The organism is Pedococcus ginsenosidimutans (assembly GCF_039544395.1).
Lineage (GTDB): Bacteria > Actinomycetota > Actinomycetes > Actinomycetales > Dermatophilaceae > Pedococcus > Pedococcus ginsenosidimutans.
Window position 1 is genome coordinate 633705 of sequence record NZ_BAABLO010000001.1, and the last position, 17747, is coordinate 651451.

Annotated in this window: 18 protein-coding genes and 1 tRNA gene; 7 read left to right on the plus strand and 12 right to left on the minus strand. The window is 72.8% G+C overall.

Annotation, left to right across the window (positions count from 1 at the left end; all coding sequences use genetic code 11):
- Positions 1–2: 2 nt before the first annotated feature.
- The 6 genes from ABEA42_RS03135 to ABEA42_RS03160 all read right to left on the minus strand — a co-directional run bounded on the left by ABEA42_RS03135 (position 3) and on the right by ABEA42_RS03160 (position 7027).
- On the minus strand, positions 3–773 hold the full coding sequence (locus ABEA42_RS03135) for a lysophospholipid acyltransferase family protein (RefSeq protein ID WP_345501107.1): 771 nt from the start codon (positions 771–773) through the stop codon (positions 3–5).
- 35 nt (positions 774–808) lie between these two features.
- Complete coding sequence (locus tag ABEA42_RS03140; RefSeq protein ID WP_345501108.1) at positions 809–3235, minus strand: helix-turn-helix transcriptional regulator; 2427 nt, start codon at positions 3233–3235, stop codon at positions 809–811.
- A gap of 258 nt (positions 3236–3493) precedes the next feature.
- On the minus strand, positions 3494–4423 hold the full coding sequence (locus tag ABEA42_RS03145; protein WP_345501109.1) for an ABC transporter substrate-binding protein: 930 nt from the start codon (positions 4421–4423) through the stop codon (positions 3494–3496).
- Between the two features lie 49 nt (positions 4424–4472).
- Positions 4473–5228: an ABC transporter permease gene (locus tag ABEA42_RS03150; RefSeq protein WP_345501110.1), complete on the minus strand. Its 756-nt coding sequence runs from the start codon at positions 5226–5228 to the stop codon at positions 4473–4475.
- Entirely contained in the window at positions 5225–5872 is a 648-nt protein-coding gene (locus tag ABEA42_RS03155; RefSeq protein ID WP_345501111.1) for an ABC transporter permease, read from the minus strand. The genes ABEA42_RS03150 and ABEA42_RS03155 overlap by 4 nt, the downstream gene beginning before the upstream one ends.
- Before the next feature lie 9 nt (positions 5873–5881).
- Positions 5882–7027 (minus strand): ABC transporter ATP-binding protein, encoded by a 1146-nt coding sequence (locus tag ABEA42_RS03160; protein ID WP_345501113.1) that lies wholly within the window; start codon positions 7025–7027, stop codon positions 5882–5884.
- 121 nt (positions 7028–7148) lie between these two features.
- On the opposite strand from ABEA42_RS03160, the gene ABEA42_RS03165 reads away from it, so the two are divergent.
- Positions 7149–8627, plus strand: a complete 1479-nt coding sequence (locus tag ABEA42_RS03165) for an aromatic amino acid ammonia-lyase (RefSeq protein ID WP_345501115.1) — start codon at positions 7149–7151, stop codon at positions 8625–8627.
- A gap of 22 nt (positions 8628–8649) precedes the next feature.
- Here ABEA42_RS03165 and ABEA42_RS03170 read toward each other — a convergent pair whose 3' ends face one another.
- The 3 genes from ABEA42_RS03170 to ABEA42_RS03180 form a co-directional block, all read right to left on the minus strand.
- Positions 8650–9327, minus strand: coding sequence for an alpha/beta hydrolase (locus ABEA42_RS03170; protein WP_345501116.1), 678 nt, complete (start codon positions 9325–9327; stop codon positions 8650–8652).
- An 87-nt stretch (positions 9328–9414) separates the two neighbouring features.
- Positions 9415–9990: a dCTP deaminase gene (dcd, locus tag ABEA42_RS03175; RefSeq protein ID WP_345501118.1), complete on the minus strand. Its 576-nt coding sequence runs from the start codon at positions 9988–9990 to the stop codon at positions 9415–9417.
- 9 nt (positions 9991–9999) lie between these two features.
- Complete coding sequence (locus ABEA42_RS03180) at positions 10000–11250, minus strand: low temperature requirement protein A (RefSeq protein ID WP_345501120.1); 1251 nt, start codon at positions 11248–11250, stop codon at positions 10000–10002.
- A 94-nt stretch (positions 11251–11344) separates the two neighbouring features.
- Here ABEA42_RS03180 and ABEA42_RS03185 point away from each other — a divergent pair.
- The 3 genes from ABEA42_RS03185 to ABEA42_RS03195 all read left to right on the plus strand — a co-directional run bounded on the left by ABEA42_RS03185 (position 11345) and on the right by ABEA42_RS03195 (position 12531).
- Positions 11345–11415 (plus strand) — tRNA-Gly (locus ABEA42_RS03185).
- 333 nt (positions 11416–11748) lie between these two features.
- Positions 11749–12042, plus strand: coding sequence for a DUF4287 domain-containing protein (locus tag ABEA42_RS03190; protein ID WP_345501122.1), 294 nt, complete (start codon positions 11749–11751; stop codon positions 12040–12042).
- A 3-nt stretch (positions 12043–12045) separates the two neighbouring features.
- Positions 12046–12531 (plus strand): cupin domain-containing protein, encoded by a 486-nt coding sequence (locus ABEA42_RS03195; protein ID WP_345501124.1) that lies wholly within the window; start codon positions 12046–12048, stop codon positions 12529–12531.
- Between the two features lie 115 nt (positions 12532–12646).
- Here ABEA42_RS03195 and ABEA42_RS03200 read toward each other — a convergent pair whose 3' ends face one another.
- Positions 12647–13474: a cutinase family protein gene (locus tag ABEA42_RS03200; RefSeq protein WP_345501126.1), complete on the minus strand. Its 828-nt coding sequence runs from the start codon at positions 13472–13474 to the stop codon at positions 12647–12649.
- 37 nt (positions 13475–13511) lie between these two features.
- On the opposite strand from ABEA42_RS03200, the gene ABEA42_RS03205 reads away from it, so the two are divergent.
- The gene (locus ABEA42_RS03205) at positions 13512–13739 is read left to right on the plus strand and encodes a hypothetical protein (protein WP_345501127.1); all 228 of its coding nucleotides are present in this window, start codon (positions 13512–13514) and stop codon (positions 13737–13739) included.
- A 135-nt stretch (positions 13740–13874) separates the two neighbouring features.
- Entirely contained in the window at positions 13875–14261 is a 387-nt protein-coding gene (locus ABEA42_RS03210) for a hypothetical protein (protein WP_345501128.1), read from the plus strand.
- A 99-nt stretch (positions 14262–14360) separates the two neighbouring features.
- Here the strand turns inward: ABEA42_RS03210 and ABEA42_RS03215 are convergent, their stop codons facing one another.
- Both ABEA42_RS03215 and ABEA42_RS03220 read right to left on the minus strand, forming a co-directional pair.
- Positions 14361–16127 carry an Ig-like domain repeat protein gene (locus ABEA42_RS03215; protein WP_345501129.1) on the minus strand — a complete coding sequence of 589 codons (1767 nt, stop codon included), beginning with the start codon at positions 16125–16127 and terminating at the stop codon, positions 14361–14363.
- Positions 16128–16315: 188 nt separating this feature from the next.
- Positions 16316–16831, minus strand: coding sequence for a putative immunity protein (locus ABEA42_RS03220; RefSeq protein ID WP_345501130.1), 516 nt, complete (start codon positions 16829–16831; stop codon positions 16316–16318).
- An 82-nt stretch (positions 16832–16913) separates the two neighbouring features.
- Here ABEA42_RS03220 and ABEA42_RS03225 point away from each other — a divergent pair, with 82 nt between their 5' ends.
- Positions 16914–17717: a hypothetical protein gene (locus tag ABEA42_RS03225; RefSeq protein ID WP_345501131.1), complete on the plus strand. Its 804-nt coding sequence runs from the start codon at positions 16914–16916 to the stop codon at positions 17715–17717.
- Positions 17718–17747 lie beyond the last annotated feature (30 nt).

Genomic DNA, 17747 nt, shown 5'->3' on the forward strand with positions numbered 1-17747 from the left:
CCTCAGCGGCCGCGTCGGCCCGCGTCCGCCCGGAGGCGCGCTTCCTCGTCGAGGAGGCGCGCCTCCTGCGTCTCCGGCGCCGCACCTCCCCGCGCGGCCGGCCACCACCACGCCCTACGCGGCTCGGCCGGTAGCTGCGGGTAGTCGTCGAGGAGCTGGTCGACCATCGCCGCCAGGACGGTGTGCAACCGGTCGGTCAGGCCGTCGGCGTCCTCGCCCGGCAGCGGGACGAGGGGCTCGCCGACGAGCACCGAGACCGCGGTGCCGCGTCGCAGGCTGAACCGGCCGCCGACGGTGAGGACCCGGTGCACGCCCCAGTGCGCGACCGGGAGGATCGGTGCCCCGGTCCGCAAGGCGAGGAAGGCAGCGCCGCGCTTGAGGTCCGCCCGGTCCTTGACGACGAAGGCCCTGCCGATGGTGGCCTCGGGGTAGATGCCCACCACCTCGCCGGCGCGCAGTGCCCGGTACGCGGTGCGCGCGGCGGTCTCCCCGTGCGCCCGGTCGACGGGGATGTGGTGCATGCCGCGCATGAGCTGGCCGGAGACCGGGGCGTCGAACACCGACTGCTTGGCCATGAACCGCACCAGTCGCCCGCGCAGGGTCGCGACCAGGCCGACGACCATGAAGTCCAGGAAGCTGCTGTGGTTGGCCGCCACGACGACGGGGCCGGTCCGGGGGAGTCGCTCCGCGCCCACGACGCCGATGCGCAGCCCGAGCACACGGAACAGCACGTGGCAGGCGCGGATGACGAGTCGGTAGGTGAGGTCGGGCACGGCGGTGGTTCGGTGCGGGCCGGGATCCGGTTGCCTCACGCCACCTCGGCCATGAGGGCGGCCAGCTTGGCGCGCGAGCTGATCTCGAGCTTGCGGAAGATGTGGGACAGGTGCGCGTCGACGGTCCGCGGCGAGACGAACAGCTGCTCGGCGATCTGCCTGCTGGTCAGCCCCTCCGACACCAACTCGGCCACGGCGCGTTCCGCCCGGGTCAGGACGGCGAGCGGCGAGGGGACCCCGGGCTCGGTGGTGCCCGCCACGAGCGTCCCGGCACCGGCGACGCCTGCCGGGGTCAGCCGGCCACCCACGACCCAGCCGGGAGGGCACTCCCTGGCCGAACCGACCACCTCGGGCACACCGGGCCGGGCGTGGCCCACCGCGCGACGCGGCGACCGGAGGGCTGCGGCCGCGCCGGCGAGCTGCCGGTACGCCGCGCTCCCCGGCTCGCTGCCGACGGCCAGGCCGTCGAGCGCGTCGGCAGCGCGCAGCGGCATCGGCACCTCGACGGCACGACGCATTGCGGACAGGTACGAGGGCCGCGCCTGGGTCGGGTCCCCCAGGGCCATGAGGGCATCGGCCACGAGGAGCCGGCCGTGGACGCCGTCCCGGCCCAGCCGTGAGCTGTCGGCGAGCACGACGGCGTCGGCGGCGCGACCGGCGGCGCGGGACGCCTCGCCGGCCGCGAGCAGCTCTCGGGCCTCCTGCAGCTGCACCACGACCCGTACGGCCCACGGCAGGGTCTCAGGCTCGACGGGAAGGCCCGGTCGCCCCGTGACCCGGCGCAGCACCGTGTCGGCCAGCAGGGCGATCCGGTCCTCGTGGAGCTCCTGCGCCTGGGCGCGGGCGAAGACGGCGAGCGACTCGGCCTCCACGAGCTGTCCACGCTCCCAGGCGATCTCGGCCTGAAGGGTCCTGGCGGACAGCGCGATCCACATCTCGTCGGCCGGTGGTGCGTCCACCACGACCGCCCCGAGGTCCTCCGCCTCGTCGAGCTCGCCGCTGGAGACGCAGACGTCCATGAGGGTGCGGCGCACCTGGCGCATGACGTACGGGTCGTGCCGGCCCAGCCGCAGCGTGCGCTCGGCGTCGGCGCGCGCCTCGGCGAGGTTGCCCGCGTCAAGGTGCATCTCGGCCCGGATCGCGGCGTTGCGGGCGAGCTCGAGGTCACGGCGGCCGGGGTCGAGGGCCGCAGCGTGCTGCTCGGCGCGGTGAAGCAGGCGCAGGCCCTCGTAGGTGCCGCGGACCTCCGAGGCACAGATGCCGGCGCGACGGGCGAGCTGTGACCCCACGACCGGCGGGCCGTCGCCGCTGTCGAGCACGGCCTCGAGGAGCTCGACCGCCTCACGGGCCCGCATGGCGGTGTAGAGGGAGGAGAACGCGCGGTTGGCGAGCTCGTAGCCGTGGTCGCGCGTGTCGTCGCGGGCCACCGCGTGCCGCACCGCCGCGTCGAGGAGGGGGATCTCCGCGAGCCAGGGGGCGTCGGCCGCACCGGTGTTGTACTCGGCCGGGACCGACCGGTCGGCCCAGCGCAGCAGGCCGGCCATCGCCTCGGCCTCGTCCGGAGTGCCTGCGGCCAGGGACCGGCCCACCTCCCGCAGGGGAGGCAGCATGTCGAACCGGCCGTCGGGGTGGACCTCCACGAGGCTGCGCCTGGCGAGGGCGGAGGCGAGCTGCACGGCCTGGGGCCTGGCCACCTCGCAGACATCGGCCAGGACGTCGAGGCTCACCGGGCGGCCCACGACCGCCAGGCGGCGGAAGCAGCGCTGCTGGTCCTCGTCGAGGAGGTCGTAGGAGCCCCGCACCGCCTCCGCCATCGTGCCGGCGGGCGTCACGTCGGTGACGCCGATGAGGGCGATCTGCACGGCGAGCTGCTCGATGAGGGAGGGCAACCCGCCGCTGGCCCGCAGCAGGCGGCGCAGGGTCCGCTCGTGCTGGACGACGTCCAGGATGTGCCCGCCGGCCGACGCGACCCGGGAGAGCAGGAGCTCCACCGCCACACCCTCGAGCGGCTCGGAAGCGGCCGGCAGCGGGAGCGGCTGGAGCCTGAGGACCTGCTCGTGGGGCCGGCCGGCGACGGTCGTGGCCGTGCACAGCAGCTGGAAGGCCGCAGCCTCGTCGACCAGGTCGTCGAGGACCTCACCGAGACCATCGATCGAGTCGACGCCGTCCAGGACGAGCAGCAGCTCGCGCCCGTCGAGCTCGCGCTTCAGCGCGGCGACCGGTGAGTCGCCCGGCGCGACCTCCGCGCCGAGGGCGTCGAGGCAGGCGGTCACGAGCGACTCCCGCGTCGAGTGGCCGTGCCCGGTGACCCAGGCGGAGCTCGTCGCGGACGCGGCGGCGTGGCGGGCGACGAGCGTCTTGCCGCACCCCGGGGCCCCGGTCAGCGTCACCCACCGGTGGCCGGACAGCAGCAGCCGCAGGCGATCGAGGGCTTCATCCCGCCCGACGCACGGTGTCAGCACCACCTCAGGCTACCGAGGGCCTCCAAGCAATATCCGTGGTTTCACCGATGCCCGCCCCGCGCCGCACCGCCACTCTGGACGCGGCAGATCCGGGACCGTGGTCGTGGGAGACGTGGAGGGGCGTGTCCCACCGCCTCGGGCACCGGGTCAATGAGCCGGGGGAAAGACGACAAGGGCCGGGTGAGGTGCTGGGGGGCACCCTCACCCGGCCCCTGTCATGGCCGGTGACGCCGGCGGGAGCCGAGGTCGTCCGTGGCGTCAGCCGAGGTTGTTCTTGGAGAGGAACTCCTTGGCCACCACATCGGCGTCCTTCTTGTCCGAGACGACCTCCTTGAGCAGGGCCGACAGCGTGGCGGTGTCCAGCTTGGCGGAGACCGCGTTCAGCGCACCCTGGATGGTGGGGTTGCTCTTGCTCTTGGTGATGAGCGGGACGACGTTCTGCGCCGCGTACATGTTCTTCGGGTCCTCGAGCGCGACCAGGCCGTTCTCGGCGATGCTCGGGTCGGTGGTGAACAGGTCACCCGCGTCGATCTGGCCGGACTTCAGCGCCTGCAGCGTGAGCGGGCCGCCTGCGTCGAGCGGGCGGAACTGCTTGAACTCCAGGCCGTAGATCTTCTTGAAGCCGGGCAGGCCCGTCATGCGGGTCTTCCACTCCGGCGGGCCGCCGACGACGAGGTCCTTGCTCTTGCCCTGCAGGTCGGCGATCGACTTGACCCCGAGCTCGTCGGCCTTCGACTTCTTCATGACGAGGGCGTCCTTGTCCTCGGCTGCCGACTTGTCGAGGACCATGAGGGTGCCCGGGACGGCCGCCTTGAGCTCGGTGTAGACGCCGTCGGCGTCGGTGGCCTTGGCGTTCTTGTCGAAGTACTGGGCGAGGACGCCGGTGTACTCGGGGATGAGGTCGATCGAGCCGTCCTGAAGCGCAGGGATGTAGACCTCACGCGCGCCGATGTTGAGCTTGGTGGAGACCTTGACCCCCTTCGCCTTGAGCGCGCCGGCGTAGATCTCGGCCAGCAGCGCGCTCTCGGGGAAGTCGGCCGAGCCGACGGTGATGCCGCCTGCTCCGGCACCGCCGGAGGACGAGGAGCTCTTCGTCGAGAGCGGGTCGCCCCCGGAGTTGCCGCACGCCGCAGTCGTCATCAGGGCCGCGGCGGTGGCGATGGTCAGGGTGATTCTGCTCAGCTTCACGGTCCTGCTCCTCAGTGGGTTCAACTCGAAGGGTTCAACTCGGGGTGGGTCATCGGGCCGGTGCGTCAACGGTACGCCCAGCAGGGTCAATCTCCACGTCGACAGGGGTATTCCCCCGCCGCGTGCTGCGCCCGGTCAGGCCGGGCGACACGGCGCTGCGCTGCACGAGGGCGAGCAGCAGGTCGAGGCCCAGGGCCAGCAGCGCCACGATGAGCGCGCCCGACGCCATCTGCGGGAAGTCCTGGACCTTCTGCCCGTCGATGAGGAAGCGTCCGAGGCCACCGGTGCCGGCGACGGCGGCGATGGTCGCGGTGCCGACGACCTGCAGCGTCGCGGAGCGCAGGCCGGAGAAGATCAGCGGCAGCGCACACGGCACCTCGACCTTGCGCAGCACCTGGCCACCGGTCATGCCCATGCCGCGCGCGGCGTCCCTCGCGGCGGGGTCGACGCCCTCGACGCCGGCATACGCGCCCGCCATGAGCGGGGGGATCGCGAGCACCACCAGCACGATGAGCGTGGGCACGAGGAAGGCGGAGTCGCCGGCCAGCTTGGGGAACAGCCACAGCACCAGGACGTAGAGGAGGCCGAGCGAGGGTATGGCGCGGGCGGCGCCCGCGAGGTTGACGGCGAAGAACCGCCCGCGCCCGGTGTGCCCGATCGCCAGCCCCGCCGGGACGGCCACGAGGGAGGCGATGGCAAGGGCCAGGGCGCAGTACCAGACGTGCTCGAACAGGCGGGTGGGCACACCATCGGGGCCCGACCAGTTCGCGGGGTCGGTGAGCCAGTCGATGATCCCGGGGATCATGCTCGACCCCCCGTCGCGCGCAGCCAGGGCGTGAGGGCCCGGGTGGCCAGGACGATGATGGCGTCGAACAGCAGCGCCAGCACGACACAGGCGATGATGCCGACGAACAGCGGGTCGTAGAAGTCGCGCGAGAAGCCGTCGGTGAAGAACAGCCCGAGCTGGGGGATGCCGAGCACCGCGGCCACGCTCACGATGCTGACGTTGCTCACTGCCGCGACGCGCAGCCCGGCGGAGATGACGGGGACGGCCAGCGGGAGCTCGATCGCGAAGAACCGCTTGGCCCGGGTGTAGCCCATCGCCGTCGCCGACTGCTGCACGTCGTCGGGGACCGCACCCAGGCCGTCGGCGACGGTGCGGACCAGCAGCGCGACGGTGTAGAGGGTCATGCCCACCACGACGTTGACCGGGTCGAGGATCTTGGTGCCGAGCATGCCCGGCAGCAGGACGAACAGGGCGAGGCTCGGGATCGTGTAGAGAAGGCCGAACCCTGCGGTGAACGGTGCGTAGAGGGCCTTGTAGCGGCGGGCCATCCAGCCCAGCGGCAGGGCGATGAGCAGCCCGAGCACCAGCGGGAGGCCCGCGAGGTAGACGTGCTGCAGGGTGCGCGACTGCACGTCGTCGAGGTGGTCGAGGAACCAGGTCATGGCCGGGGCTCAGGCGCTCGCGTCGGTCGCTGCGTGGGGCGTCGGGGCGGCGCCGGGGTGCTCCGGGTCCTCGAGGGCGGGGCGGTCTGCGTCCTCGATGGCGGTGAGGACCTCGTGCGCGCGCACCGTGCCCACCAGCGCACCCGCGTCGTCGACGATGACACCGCGGCGGCTGGGGCTCGACAGCGCTGCGTCGAGGGCGGCCCGCAGCGGGCCGCTCGCCCTCGCCACCGTGCCGCCCCGGTGCAGCACCTCGCTCGTGACCGCACCGTGGACGCGACGGGGCTCGACCCACCCGAGCGGGTGGTTGCGCTCGTCGACGACCAGCACCCAGTCGGTGTCGAGGCTCGCGGTGTCCTCGCCCATGGCGACCGTCCGCTCCTGGGCCAGCGGGAGACGAGGCGTCGGCTGGAAGGACAGCGCGCGGTAGCCACGGTCGCGGCCCACGAAGTCGGCGATGAAGTCGTCGACCGGGTGGGACAGCAGGTAGGCGGGCTCGGCCATCTGCGCCAGCTTGCCGCCGACCCTCAGCACCGCCACCTGGTCGCCGAGCTTGATGGCCTCGTCGATGTCGTGGGTGACGAAGATGATGGTCTTGCCGAGGTCGCCCTGCAGTCGCAGGAACTCGTCCTGGAGCTGCTCGCGCACCACCGGATCGACGGCGCTGAACGGCTCGTCCATGAGCATGACCGGCGGGTCAGCGGCAAGGGCCCTGGCGACGCCGACGCGCTGCTGCTGGCCGCCCGAGAGCTGGGCGGGGTAGCGCTTGGCGAACGCCGGGTCGAGGCCGACGCGCTCGAGCAGTTCCATGGACCGCTTCTCGCTCTCGCGGCGGTCGACCCCGAGGAGTCGGGGCACGGTGCTGACGTTGTCGAGGACGGTGCGGTGGGGGAACAGGCCGGCGTGCTGGATGACGTAACCGATGCCGCGGCGCAGCTCGGCCTCCTTCATCGTGCCGGTGTCGCGGCCGTCGAGCGTGATCGTGCCGGACGTCGGCTTGATCATCCGGTTGACCATGCGCAGGGAGGTCGTCTTGCCGCAGCCGGAAGGGCCGACGAGCACGGTGATCTTGCCGCTCGGGGCCTCGAGGCTGAGGTCGTCGACCGCCACCGTGCCGTCCGGGTAGCGCTTGGTCACCCCGTCGAAGACGATCATGCGAGCCAACCTAATGCAGCACACCGACGGGCGCAGTGGCCCCGAGACCTCACCGAGACCTGCCGCGGACCTGGTGCGGACCTGCCCCGACGACCGCGGACCGCGCGCGATACTGACGCTCGTGGACGATGCCCCGCACCGCGACTCCCCCGCGCTGCTCCTCGACGGACGCACCCTGGACCTCGACGGGCTGCTCGGTGCGGCGGCCGGGCGCACGGCCACCGTCGACCCCGACGCGCTGGACCGCGCCGCGGCGTCGCACCGGCTGGCCGCTGCCATCAGCGCCGAGCGGCCGGTCTACGGCCGCACCACCGGCGTGGGCGCGGCCAGGGCCGAGACGACCGACTCGGCCGTCGAGCACGGGTTGCGACTGCTGCGTTCGCACGCGGCGGGCTGGGGGGCGGTCGTCCCCGAACCGGTCGTGCGCGCGGCGCTGGCGGTGCGCGCCAACCAGCTCCTCGCCGGCGGCTCCGGGGCGTCACCCCAGCTCGCCGAGGCGCTGGCCGCGCTCGTGGGGGCCGACGCCGCCGACCTCCCCGTCGTCCACCGGTACGGCTCCCTCGGGACGGGCGACCTCACGTCCCTCGCGGAGGTGGGCCTGGCGCTGATCGGCGAGCGGGAGCGCGCCGGCGGGGGCCTGCGCCGCGACCTGTCCCTCACCTCCGCGGACGCCCTGCCGCTGATGTCGTCCAACGCGTTCGCCATCGCCGAGACGGGGCTGCACGCCGCGTCCCTGCACGCGCTCGCACGTGCCGCCGACACCGTGTGCGCCCTCAGCTTCGTGGCCCTGCGCGGCAACCCGGAGGCGGTGAGCCGCACCGCGGCCGACGCCACCCCGTTCGACGGGGCCCGCGCCGTGGCCCGGGTGCTGCGCGAGCTCCTGGAGGGCCAGCCCGGCGAACCGGCGCACCTGCAGGACTTCTTCGGCCTGCGCACCTGGCCCCAGGTTCACGGACCCGTCATCGACACCGTCACCGCGCTGCGCTCGGTCGTCGAGACCGCCGCCAACACCGCCTCGGAGAACCCCCTGTTCACCGTCACCGCGGACGGCGGCCAGGTCACGCACCACGGCGGCTTCCACGCGGCGTACCTCGTCCTCGCCGTGGACACCGCACTGCTCGCCCTCACGCGCTCGGCGCAGGCGGTCCAGTCGCGCGTGAGCCACGTGCTCACCGACGCGGCGAGCGGGCTCCCACTCTTCCTGTCCGACACGACGCCGGGCTCGTCAGGGGTGCTCATCGCGGAGTACGTCGCCGCCTCCGCCCTCTCGACCATCCGGGGCCACGCCTCCACGCCGTCGAGCGTGCAGACCGCGGGTGTCTCCGCGGGCATCGAGGACGACGCGAGCTTCGCCGGCATGGCGGCGGTGCGGCTCGGCGAGGCCGCGACGGCCTACCGGCGGCTGCTGGCGGTCGAGCTCGTCTGCGCGGTGCGGGCGCTGCGGATGCGCGGCGTGCGTCCCGTGGGCGAGCTCGCCGCAGCGTTCGCCCGCTGCGCGGACCTGCCCGCAGGGATGGAGGACCGTGACCTCTCCCCCGAGCTCGTCGTCGCGGAGCGCATCGTCGAGGGGTATGCCGTGAGCACCCCGGAGGAGCGCTGAACCTCCCCCATGACCTCGGTCGTCAGCGCGACCGGTGCTGGTCCTGGCCCACCCGGTCGTCTGAGGGGGTCGCGGACTCCGGGGTGCCCAACAGGTGCTGGGCGAGGTAGCCGGCCGACCGCTCGTGCCAGTGCCGGGCGCGCCGCAGCATCGCGTGCGTGTCGCCGGTGACCCGCTCGTAGGTGACGTCGGCGCCGAGGCCCTCGATGGCGGTGGCCATGGCGCGGGAGGCCTTGGCCGACGTCATCCGGTCTATCGACCCGTGCATCACGAGCAGGTGCAGGCCGGGGTGGGACAGCGGACGGTCGGGCCGCTCGACCCAGGGGGCGAGCGCGGCGATGGCGTTGACGCGGGGGTCGTCGGCGAGGTGGAGGGCCACGCGTCCGCCCATGGAGTGGCCGAGGAGCCCGATGGGCACGCCGGGGTGGCGCGCGGCGACCTGCTCGAGCGCGAGGCGCGTGTCGGCGAGGGGGCTGGCCTCGTCGCCGTTCCAGCCGCGCACGGCGTAGCGCAGGGCGGCGACGCCGATCTGGCCCCGGCCCGCCTCCGCGACCGCGGTGGCGAACGGTCCCATCCTCAGGACGGCTCCCTGCCACGGCCGGACGGCGCCGCGACCGCGTGACCGGCCCCCGTGCAGCACCAGGACGACGGCGCGGGGGTCCTCGACCTCGGTGGGCCAGAGCAGGCGTGCGGCGGGCATGGGCGTGCGATCTCCTTCGTGGGCGGTGACGTCACTGGTTCGGCGCCGGCGCCCCCACGGATGGGCCGGATGCCTCAGGAGGACGTGTCAGACCTCGGTGGCGCGGAAGCTCTGGAACGAACGGCTCGCCGTCGGGCCGCGCTGGCCCTGGTAGTGCGACCCGTACTTGGCGCTGCCGTAAGGGTTCTCGACCGGTGAGGAGAGGCGGAAGAAGCAGAGCTGGCCGATCTTCATCCCGGGCCACAGCTTGATGGGCAGGGTCGCGACGTTGCTCAGCTCGAGGGTGACGTGCCCGGTGAACCCCGGGTCGACGAACCCGGCCGTGGCGTGGGTCAGCAGGCCGAGGCGACCGAGGCTGGACTTCCCCTCGACGCGGGCGGCGACGTCGTCGGGCAGGGTGACCGTCTCGTAGATCGACCCGAGCACGAACTCACCCGGGTGCAGCACGAACGGCTCGCCCGGGTCGACCTCGACGAGGCGCGTGAGGTCGGGCTGCTCCTCCGCGGGGTCGATGTACGGGTACTTGTGGTTGTCGAACAGCCGGAAGAACCGGTCGAGGCGCACGTCCACGCTCGACGGCTGGACCATCTCGGGGTCCCACGGGTCGAGGACGACCCGTCCGGCGTCGATCTCGGACTTGATGTCGCGGTCGCTGAGCAGCACGGGGAGAGACTAACGCCCGCCCTGCGCGAGGCGCCGTTGCGCGACGAGGACGTGCTGCACGACGGCTCCGGCCGTCGCGAGCCCGATGAGCAGGACGGCCACGGGCGCCTGCGGCCCGACCGCCGCGACCGCGAGCACCACGATGGCGAGGGTCGCTGCCGGCACCGCGGTCCGCGGGTCGCGGTCGGCGGCGGCGTGCAGGACCCCGAGCACGAGGGAGTAGACGGCGATCGGGACGGCGAGGGCGAACGCGACGGACCGCGACGACGCCGCCGACTGGTGCTCCACGACGTCGACCGCGGCCGCCAGTGCGGCACCGACCGCGGCGACGGCTGCGAAGACGAGGACGTGGGCGTAGGAGAAGGCCCAGGTCATCGTCCGGCCGTGCCCGATGAGGTCGACGTGGTCGCGCTTGAAGTAGAGCCACCACAGGGAGAACACGATGAGCAGGCCCCCGGTCGCCAGCAGGACGAGTCCCGGCGTCAGCCCCGACCCTCCTCCACCCGCGGCCGCCGGCACGCTGTGGCCGGCGGCACTGCCCGCGACGTCCGGCTTGGCCAGCACCCCCTGCACGGCCTGGACGCTGGCGAGGATCACCTCGCCGAGGACGATGATCGTGAAGAGGCTGTAGCGCTCGGCGATGTGGTGCGGGTGGAACGGCGTCGGCCCGCCGCGCTGCTCGGCCAGCCACGGCACCGCCACCTCGGCGAGGACCAGGACCCCGAACGACGCGTAGAGCAGGCCCGACCCGTGGAGGGCGAGCCGCGCGATCCAGAGGGCCTGGACGACGGTGATGCCCACGGCATACGTCATCGCCGTCGTGCGGTGCGGCGTGTCGCCCCTGGCCACGCGCAGCCACAGGGCGACCATCGCCAGGCGCATCAGCGCGTACCCGCTCACGACGGCGACGGACTGGCCGTCGTCGAACAGGTCCGGCACGCCCGCTGCCAGCAGCAGCGAGCCGGCCATGATCGCGAAGGTGAGCAGGCGGTAGACGACGTCGTCGCAGTCGTAGGCGGAGGCGAACCACGCGTAGTTCATCCACGCCCACCAGATGGCGAAGAAGACCAGTCCGAACCCGAGGACACTCTCGTAGTGGCCGGTCGAGAGCCCGTGGTGCAGCTCGGCCGCAGCGCTGGCGATGGCGACCACGAAGACGAGGTCGAAGAACAGCTCCAGCGGGGAGGCGACGCGGTGAGCCTCGTGCGGGTCCCGAGGACCCATGGGCCGCAGCAGGGGGACCAGGTTCAGCGCACTCACGAGCCGAGGGTAGAACGCCGTGACGAGGGGTGTCCGGTCTGCGCCGGGTCGTCGGCTAGACTGCCTGCCGCGTCGCCCTTCCGGGGCGGCGCGCGCCGGTGTAGCTCAATGGTAGAGCGCCAGCTTCCCAAGCTGGACACGCGAGTTCGATTCTCGTCACCGGCTCGGAACGAGGAAGACCCCCCGACACGCCTCTCGTCGGGGGGTCTTCCTCGTTCCGGCTCAAGAGCATGCCGAGAATCGGGAGGGTGCCGCCCGCGCGCGGAGCGAGCCCGTCGCGACGGCTCTCGTCACCGGCTCCAACGCCGAAGCCGCAGGCAAGGAGCTCGTCTCCCACCTGCGGCTTCCTCCTGCGATGCATCGATTCCCTTCGGAGGTAATGCTTCGCGCGTCCACGCAGCCTCCTGATAAACAGTCTCTGCTCCCCACGACTCGATGACTTTTCCGTTCTGAGCGAGTCTCCCTCACCGACAAGTGACCACCACGGAAGGACCACCCATGTCGTTTCAGGCCTACCTCGACAAGGCGGAGGAGAAGACCGGCCTCACCCCCCAACAGATCGTCGACCGAGCACATGAGAAGGGGTTCGGTCCTGACACCAAGGCGGGAGAGATCCTCGCCTGGCTGGCGGACGACCTGGGCCTCGGTCGTGGCCATGGCATGGCGCTCGTCCACGTGATCAAGAACGGGGCCGAGATCAGCGACCGCCACGTGGGCACCAGCGGCAGCCACCGGGACGAGTCCACCCAGCTGCGACTGGACGGTGTCGCGGCTCGCTCCAGTCAGGTCTGAGCGGTGTCGCTGCCCCGCCCGTACCCCGCCGACACCTACCTCGGCGAAGGGGGTGAGGACAGTGCCTGGCTGCGCGGACCCGACCAGCCGGCCGAAGTGGTGTTCCGCAGTGGAGGCACCTGCGAGTATCTCGCCACCGGCGACCAGACCGCCGGGCGCTTCGGGTTGTACCGCTGGACGTTCGGGGAGGACGAGTCCGGTCCAGACCCTCACTTCCACCGCTCCATCTCCGAGCAGTTCTACGTCCTGTCCGGCGAGGTACGCCTCCACGACGGTCGCGGGTGGGTCACCGCCCGGCCCGGCGACTTCCTCTACGTGCCCGAGGGCGGCGTCCACGGCTTCCGCGGCGGAGGCCGGGCCAGCATGCTGCTGATGTTTGCTCCCGGCGGCCCGCGTGAGGACTACTTCGAGACCTTGGCCCGGGGCGAGAAGATGAGCGACGAGGAAAGAGCTGCGTTCATGCTCCGGCACGACACCCACTGGGTGTAGCCAGGAGGGCAGTGTCCGGCGTGCCCTGACCGTGCCCGAACTGCGGTTCGACGGGTGCGGTCAGGGTCGCTGGTGCGGTCAGGGTCGCTGGTGCGGTCAGGGTCGCTAGGTGCGGTCAGGGTCGCTCCGGAGCACTGGTCCTGAGCAGGGGCTCGACGGCCTCGACGATGCGTTCGACGTAGCCGCGGGCGCCGTACGCGAGGTGCCCCTCGACCGTCGACGTGCGCAGGTGCTGCGCCGACACGTCGTCGTGCTCGGCGAAGTCGAACACCCGGTCCGCGACGTGGTCCAGCAGTCCTGGCGTCCGAGCCCGCATCCCGTTGACCCCCGGCGCCGGGGTGCCTCGGTTGAAGGGTTCCCCCGCCCGGAAGGAGGGGTTCCCGACGGACACGGCCGCGCGGACCACCCCCAGGGCGCGGTCGCTCAGGGCGGGCGCCGCGAAGCCGTGGTGCCGCCGGCGTGGAGGAGTCAGCGCCTCGGTGATGACCAGGGCCCCCTGGGAGAAGCCCATGAGGACGACGGGGACGGTCGGCGAGTGTGCTGCATGGTCCTCCAGCAGGGTCACGAGTGCACGGATCCCCTCTCGCGGGCTCGACCCGAGCCGGACCCACCCCGGCCAGTCGAAGCTCGTGATCGTCGCCGTGGCCGGGTAGTCGAGCGACTCGATCGGCGCCGGACCCGGCACCAGTCCTGCGATGCGACGCGCGGCTGGTTCGAGCAGGTCCTCCATGCCCGTCCCCTCGGACCCGCGTGCGAGGACGATGCGCAGGACGGGGTCGGCGAGGGGCAGGCTCCGGTGCATCTGGGTCGCTCCCGGGGAGTACCCGAGCGACTGGTAGAACGACCGGGCGGCGTGGTCCCCGCCGAACACGTGCATCCGCATCTCTCGGAGGCCGGCCCGTACGGCCCAGTCGTGGGCGGCCTCGACGAGCCGTCGCCCCAACGCCGGTGCGCCGGTGCTCGCGCGCGACGAACAGGTCGTGGATGAAGCCTGTCGCCGGATGCTGGCGGTCCTGTCCGACCCAGATGGAGCCGGCCTCGACCCCGTCCTCGGTGTGGGCGACCAGGACCACCTGCCGCGACGCGCCGGGCTCGTCGTCCCGAAGCTCCGCGGTCTGCCGACGACGACCTCCAGGGCCATGTCCCTCGGGAGGCCGAGCTGGTGGACGGCCTGGTCGACGAGCCGGTCGTGGACCGACTCCAGATAGCTTCCCCACCCCGGGGACGGCATCGGGGCGACTCTCACCCCGCCAGAATACGGGGCACCTCCGCGACCACTGGCCGTCCGCGCGCGTGCTGTGGAGCTGCGGCCGTGAACCCTTGGCACGGCTAGCCTTTCGCCCATGGGCCCGACCGTCGCACCCCGCGCCGACCTCGTCGAACGAGCGCAGCCGTTCCTGCCGGAGGGGACGGTCATCAGACAGGCGTTCATCGCGCAGACGGCCCCGTCTTTCGGCTGGATCATCCTCACGTACCTGACCGGCTACATGGGCAGGAACACCTACCTGGGCGTCGTCGTCGCCGACGACGCCATTCACGTGCTGGAGAGCGCCAAGACCTCCGGCGGCGCCAGGCCCAGGCGGCTCATCGGCTCGATGCCCCGCAGGACGAGGCTCGGTCCCGTCTCGAACCGTTGGGGCAGGCTGACCCTCCTCGGCGGCACCCGGTGCTGGGTGCACGCGAGGTTCTTCGCGCAGGTCGACGCCGCAGACCGGGAGGCCGGCTGGTGAGACGGAGGCTGCACGCAAGCGCCACGTGACGGCTTGCACCCGTGCGCTCCCACGGCCCCGACGGGTGGAGCGTGACGGCAGGCGCCTGACCGGCTCGCGTTAGAGGGAGTGCTGGCCCTGCGGGCGTCGACGGCTCAGTGCGATGGCACCTGCTCCGGCCCCGAGGAGGGCGAACCCGGCGAGGGCGAGCGGGACCGGGTCGGAACCGGTGCGGGCCAGCTCCCCGGCGGGCGCCTGCGTCGTCGCGGTGCGGGTCGGCTCGATGGTCGGCACGGGAGCCGCGGCCGGGGCGGTCGTCGTGGTCGGCGACGGGGTGGGCGTCGGGGTGGGCGCCGGGCTCACGGTGACCGTGGAGGCCTTGGACGTGCTCGCGGTGAAGCTCGAGTCACCGCTGTAGACCGCGACGATGTCGTCGGACCCGGCAGGCAGCGTCCTGGTGGTGATGCTGGCGGTCCCGTCCGCGCCCAGCGCCTTGGTGGCGAACGCGGTGGACGAGCCGTCGAGGTAGAAGTCGACCGTGCCCGTCGGGGCCAGGGAGCCGGCCGGGGCCGGGGCCACGTGGGCGGTGATCGTCACCCTGTCCCCCGCACTGGCGGTACCGGGCGCGGTGACCGTGGTCGTCGTCGCCGCCTTCGACACCTCGAACGACTGCGGCGAGCCGGTGGCGGCGCCGTACTCGGTGCCCGCACCCACGGCGGCGGTCAGGGTGCACGTGCCCACCCCCACGAGTGCCACCTCCAGGCCGTCGGTGGTGCAGACCTGAGGCGTGGACGAGCTCACCGAGCGCGTTCCGTCACCGGTCGTGGCGACGGTGGCGGTGAAGGCCCCGCCTGCCACCGCGTCGCCCGGCACGTTGGTGACGGCCGGCGCCGCGGCGAGGGTGCGGATCACCGACACGGTGTTGCTGCCGTTGTTGGTGACGTACGCGGTGTGGGTACCCGGGTTGACGGCCACGCCACTCGGGGCGGTCCCGACGGGGACGGTCGCCGTCACGGTGTGGGTCGTCACGTCGATGACCGACACCGTGCCGTCCTGGCTGTTGCTGACGTAGACGACACCGGCACCGGGGTCGACGGCGGCGCCGCTGGGCGCGCGTCCCACCGGGACGGAGTCGACGACGGCGTCGGTCCGGGTGTCGACCACGGCGAGGGTGTCGGCGGTCGTGGGGACGTAGGCGGTGTGGTGCGAGGCATCGACCGCGATACCGGCCGGACGGCCCGCAAGGGGGATGGTCGCGAGACCCTGGTGCGTCGAGCCGTCGACGACCGTGATGCTGAAGGAGTCGAGGTTGGCCACGTAGAGCCGGCCGGTCTGCTCGTCGACCGCCACAGCGGTCACGATGGGGCCGGCCCAGAAGGTCGGCGAGGTCGGCGCGATCGTCGCACCGGAGTACTCCGTGACCGAGTTGCCGTAGAAGTGGGTGACGTAGACGGAGTCGGTCACCGCGTTGACCGCCACCCCGAAGTGCGGGCCGTCGCCGTCCTGCTGCAGGGAGCGGGAGTCCCGGACCGAACCGGAGGCGTCGAGCTCCACGAGGTCGCCCTGGTGGTCACCGGACCCGCCGGTGCCCGTCGTGACGTAGGCCTTGCCGGTCGTGCGGTTGACCGCGGCGGAGAAGGGCGCGCCGCCCACGGGCACCGTGGCCGCCACCGTGTCGTCCGGGGTGGTGAGGACCGAGACCGTCCTGTCGGCCTGGTTGCCCACGTACACGCGACCGGTCCCGGGGTTGACGGCGATGGGCCCCGGACCGCTGCCGACCGGCACGGTGTCGGTGACCGCGTACGTCGGCGTCGCGCCGGCCGCGAGGGCCGAGGGCGCAGTGGCCGTCTCGACACCGACGACGGACAGACCCAAGAGGGCGGCCACCGTCAGGGCAGGACCGCGTCGACGCACACACCGCATACCGAGAACCCCCAACAGACGTGGTGGACGGCATCACGGGGGTCCGTGCGCAGCTGCAACCACCTGACTGGGCGGAACGTAACACGCCGATACGCCCCTGCTGCCACGAATGCGCAGGTTGCGGGGCTGTGTGGCCGTTCGGACGACCCTGTTCAGACCTCGAACACCGACCAGCAGAGCTCGTTCCTGCGCCGCTGGTCGTCGAGCACCAGTCCGCGGACCTCCTCGGGCAGCTGCTCGCGCTGCCACCGGCACTCCAGCCGCCGGACCGCCTCCTCCTCACCCGCCGAGGCAGCAGCCTGCGCTGCCTTGATGGCGTAGGCGGCGGCGCCCAGCTCGTGCTCCGCGACGTGGGCGACCACCGCTGCCTGACCTGCGGCGTACGCGGCGAACCTCGGCGCACCACGCAGGTCCCGGGCCGCGCCCATGGCGTGGCCACCGGCCGCGCGCGCCCGCATCATCGCCACCTCGCCGGCGGCCCACCGCCGGGCGTGCTCGACTGCCTCGCGCGGCCGGGGGTCACCGGGCCGGGCGGCCTCGAACAGCGGGAGCACGTGCTCCGCACAGGCCGCCGCCCACAGGGCCAGGAGGTGGTGGTCGGCGTCGGTGAGGGTGCCCCCGCGGCGGATCGTCACGAAGCGCGGGTCCCTGACCTCGGGAAGGATCATGCTCTGCCGTGTCCTGTTCGTCCGGGCCGTCCATCGTGGCAGACTCCGGCGCGTCGCACGGTGCGACGGTCAGGGGGAGACCATGGGACGTGTCACCACTGTCGGCCTTGCGCTGGCCGGTGTCGTGCTCGCCGCCGGGTGCACCTCGGGTGGCCAGCCGCGCGACGCCGCCACCTCACGCAGCAGCTCCACAGCGCCGACGTCGGCCACCTCACCCTCGTCCTCCTCCAGCCCGTCCCCTTCGAGCCCGTCGCCTTCGACCCCCGCTCCGCCCGACTACGGCGTGGGCCAGGCGTTGACCGGGACGGAGTTCGCCGCGCAGCTGCTCGAGCGCACCATCGGGTCGACCGTCGAGCTCACGACCACCACGGCAGACCGCACCGTGACCTGCGTCGCCGAGGTCGGCGGCAACGACTTCCTGGTGACCAACCCCGTGAAGGGCGTCGCGGAGGTGGTCGTCGTCCGCGGCACCGCCTACGTGCAGGACCGCATGGGGTCGGCGCAGTCCTGGCTGGAGGTGGACCTCACCGGCGACCAGACCGACCCGCCCTCCCAGGCCGTCGCCGACACGCTCGACCTCGTCGACGACCTCTGGTCCGGGGACTGCCGGGGAATCGACCGGTACGCCGCCATCGACGCCGCCGGGAAGGTCAGGGTCAAGGCGCTCTCCCGGGCAGGCTGGACCCTCTCCGCCCCGACGGACCCCGAGAGCCAGGGCAACAAGTTCTCCGACTCGAAGCGGACGGCGATCCCGGGCACCTGGCAGCTCGACGTCTACGGGCGTCCGCTCAGCTACACGGCGTCGGACCGCTCACGCGTCGTTCGGTACTCGCACTGGGACGACTACGAGATCGCCGCCCCACCTGCCAGCCAGGTGCGCAGGTAGCCTCTGCCGACGTGGTGGGGCTGGTGGTCG

Coding starts and splice junctions, on each gene's coding strand:
- ABEA42_RS03150 (WP_345501110.1), bottom strand. CDS start 5,228: ATGATCCCCGGGATCATCGACTGGCTCACCGACCCCGCGAACTGGTCG.
- ABEA42_RS03155 (WP_345501111.1), bottom strand. CDS start 5,872: ATGACCTGGTTCCTCGACCACCTCGACGACGTGCAGTCGCGCACCCTG.
- ABEA42_RS03225 (WP_345501131.1), top strand. CDS start 16,914: ATGGGACGTGTCACCACTGTCGGCCTTGCGCTGGCCGGTGTCGTGCTC.
- ABEA42_RS03220 (WP_345501130.1), bottom strand. CDS start 16,831: ATGATCCTTCCCGAGGTCAGGGACCCGCGCTTCGTGACGATCCGCCGC.
- ABEA42_RS03190 (WP_345501122.1), top strand. CDS start 11,749: ATGTCGTTTCAGGCCTACCTCGACAAGGCGGAGGAGAAGACCGGCCTC.
- ABEA42_RS03210 (WP_345501128.1), top strand. CDS start 13,875: ATGGGCCCGACCGTCGCACCCCGCGCCGACCTCGTCGAACGAGCGCAG.
- ABEA42_RS03170 (WP_345501116.1), bottom strand. CDS start 9,327: ATGCCCGCCGCACGCCTGCTCTGGCCCACCGAGGTCGAGGACCCCCGC.
- ABEA42_RS03160 (WP_345501113.1), bottom strand. CDS start 7,027: ATGATCGTCTTCGACGGGGTGACCAAGCGCTACCCGGACGGCACGGTG.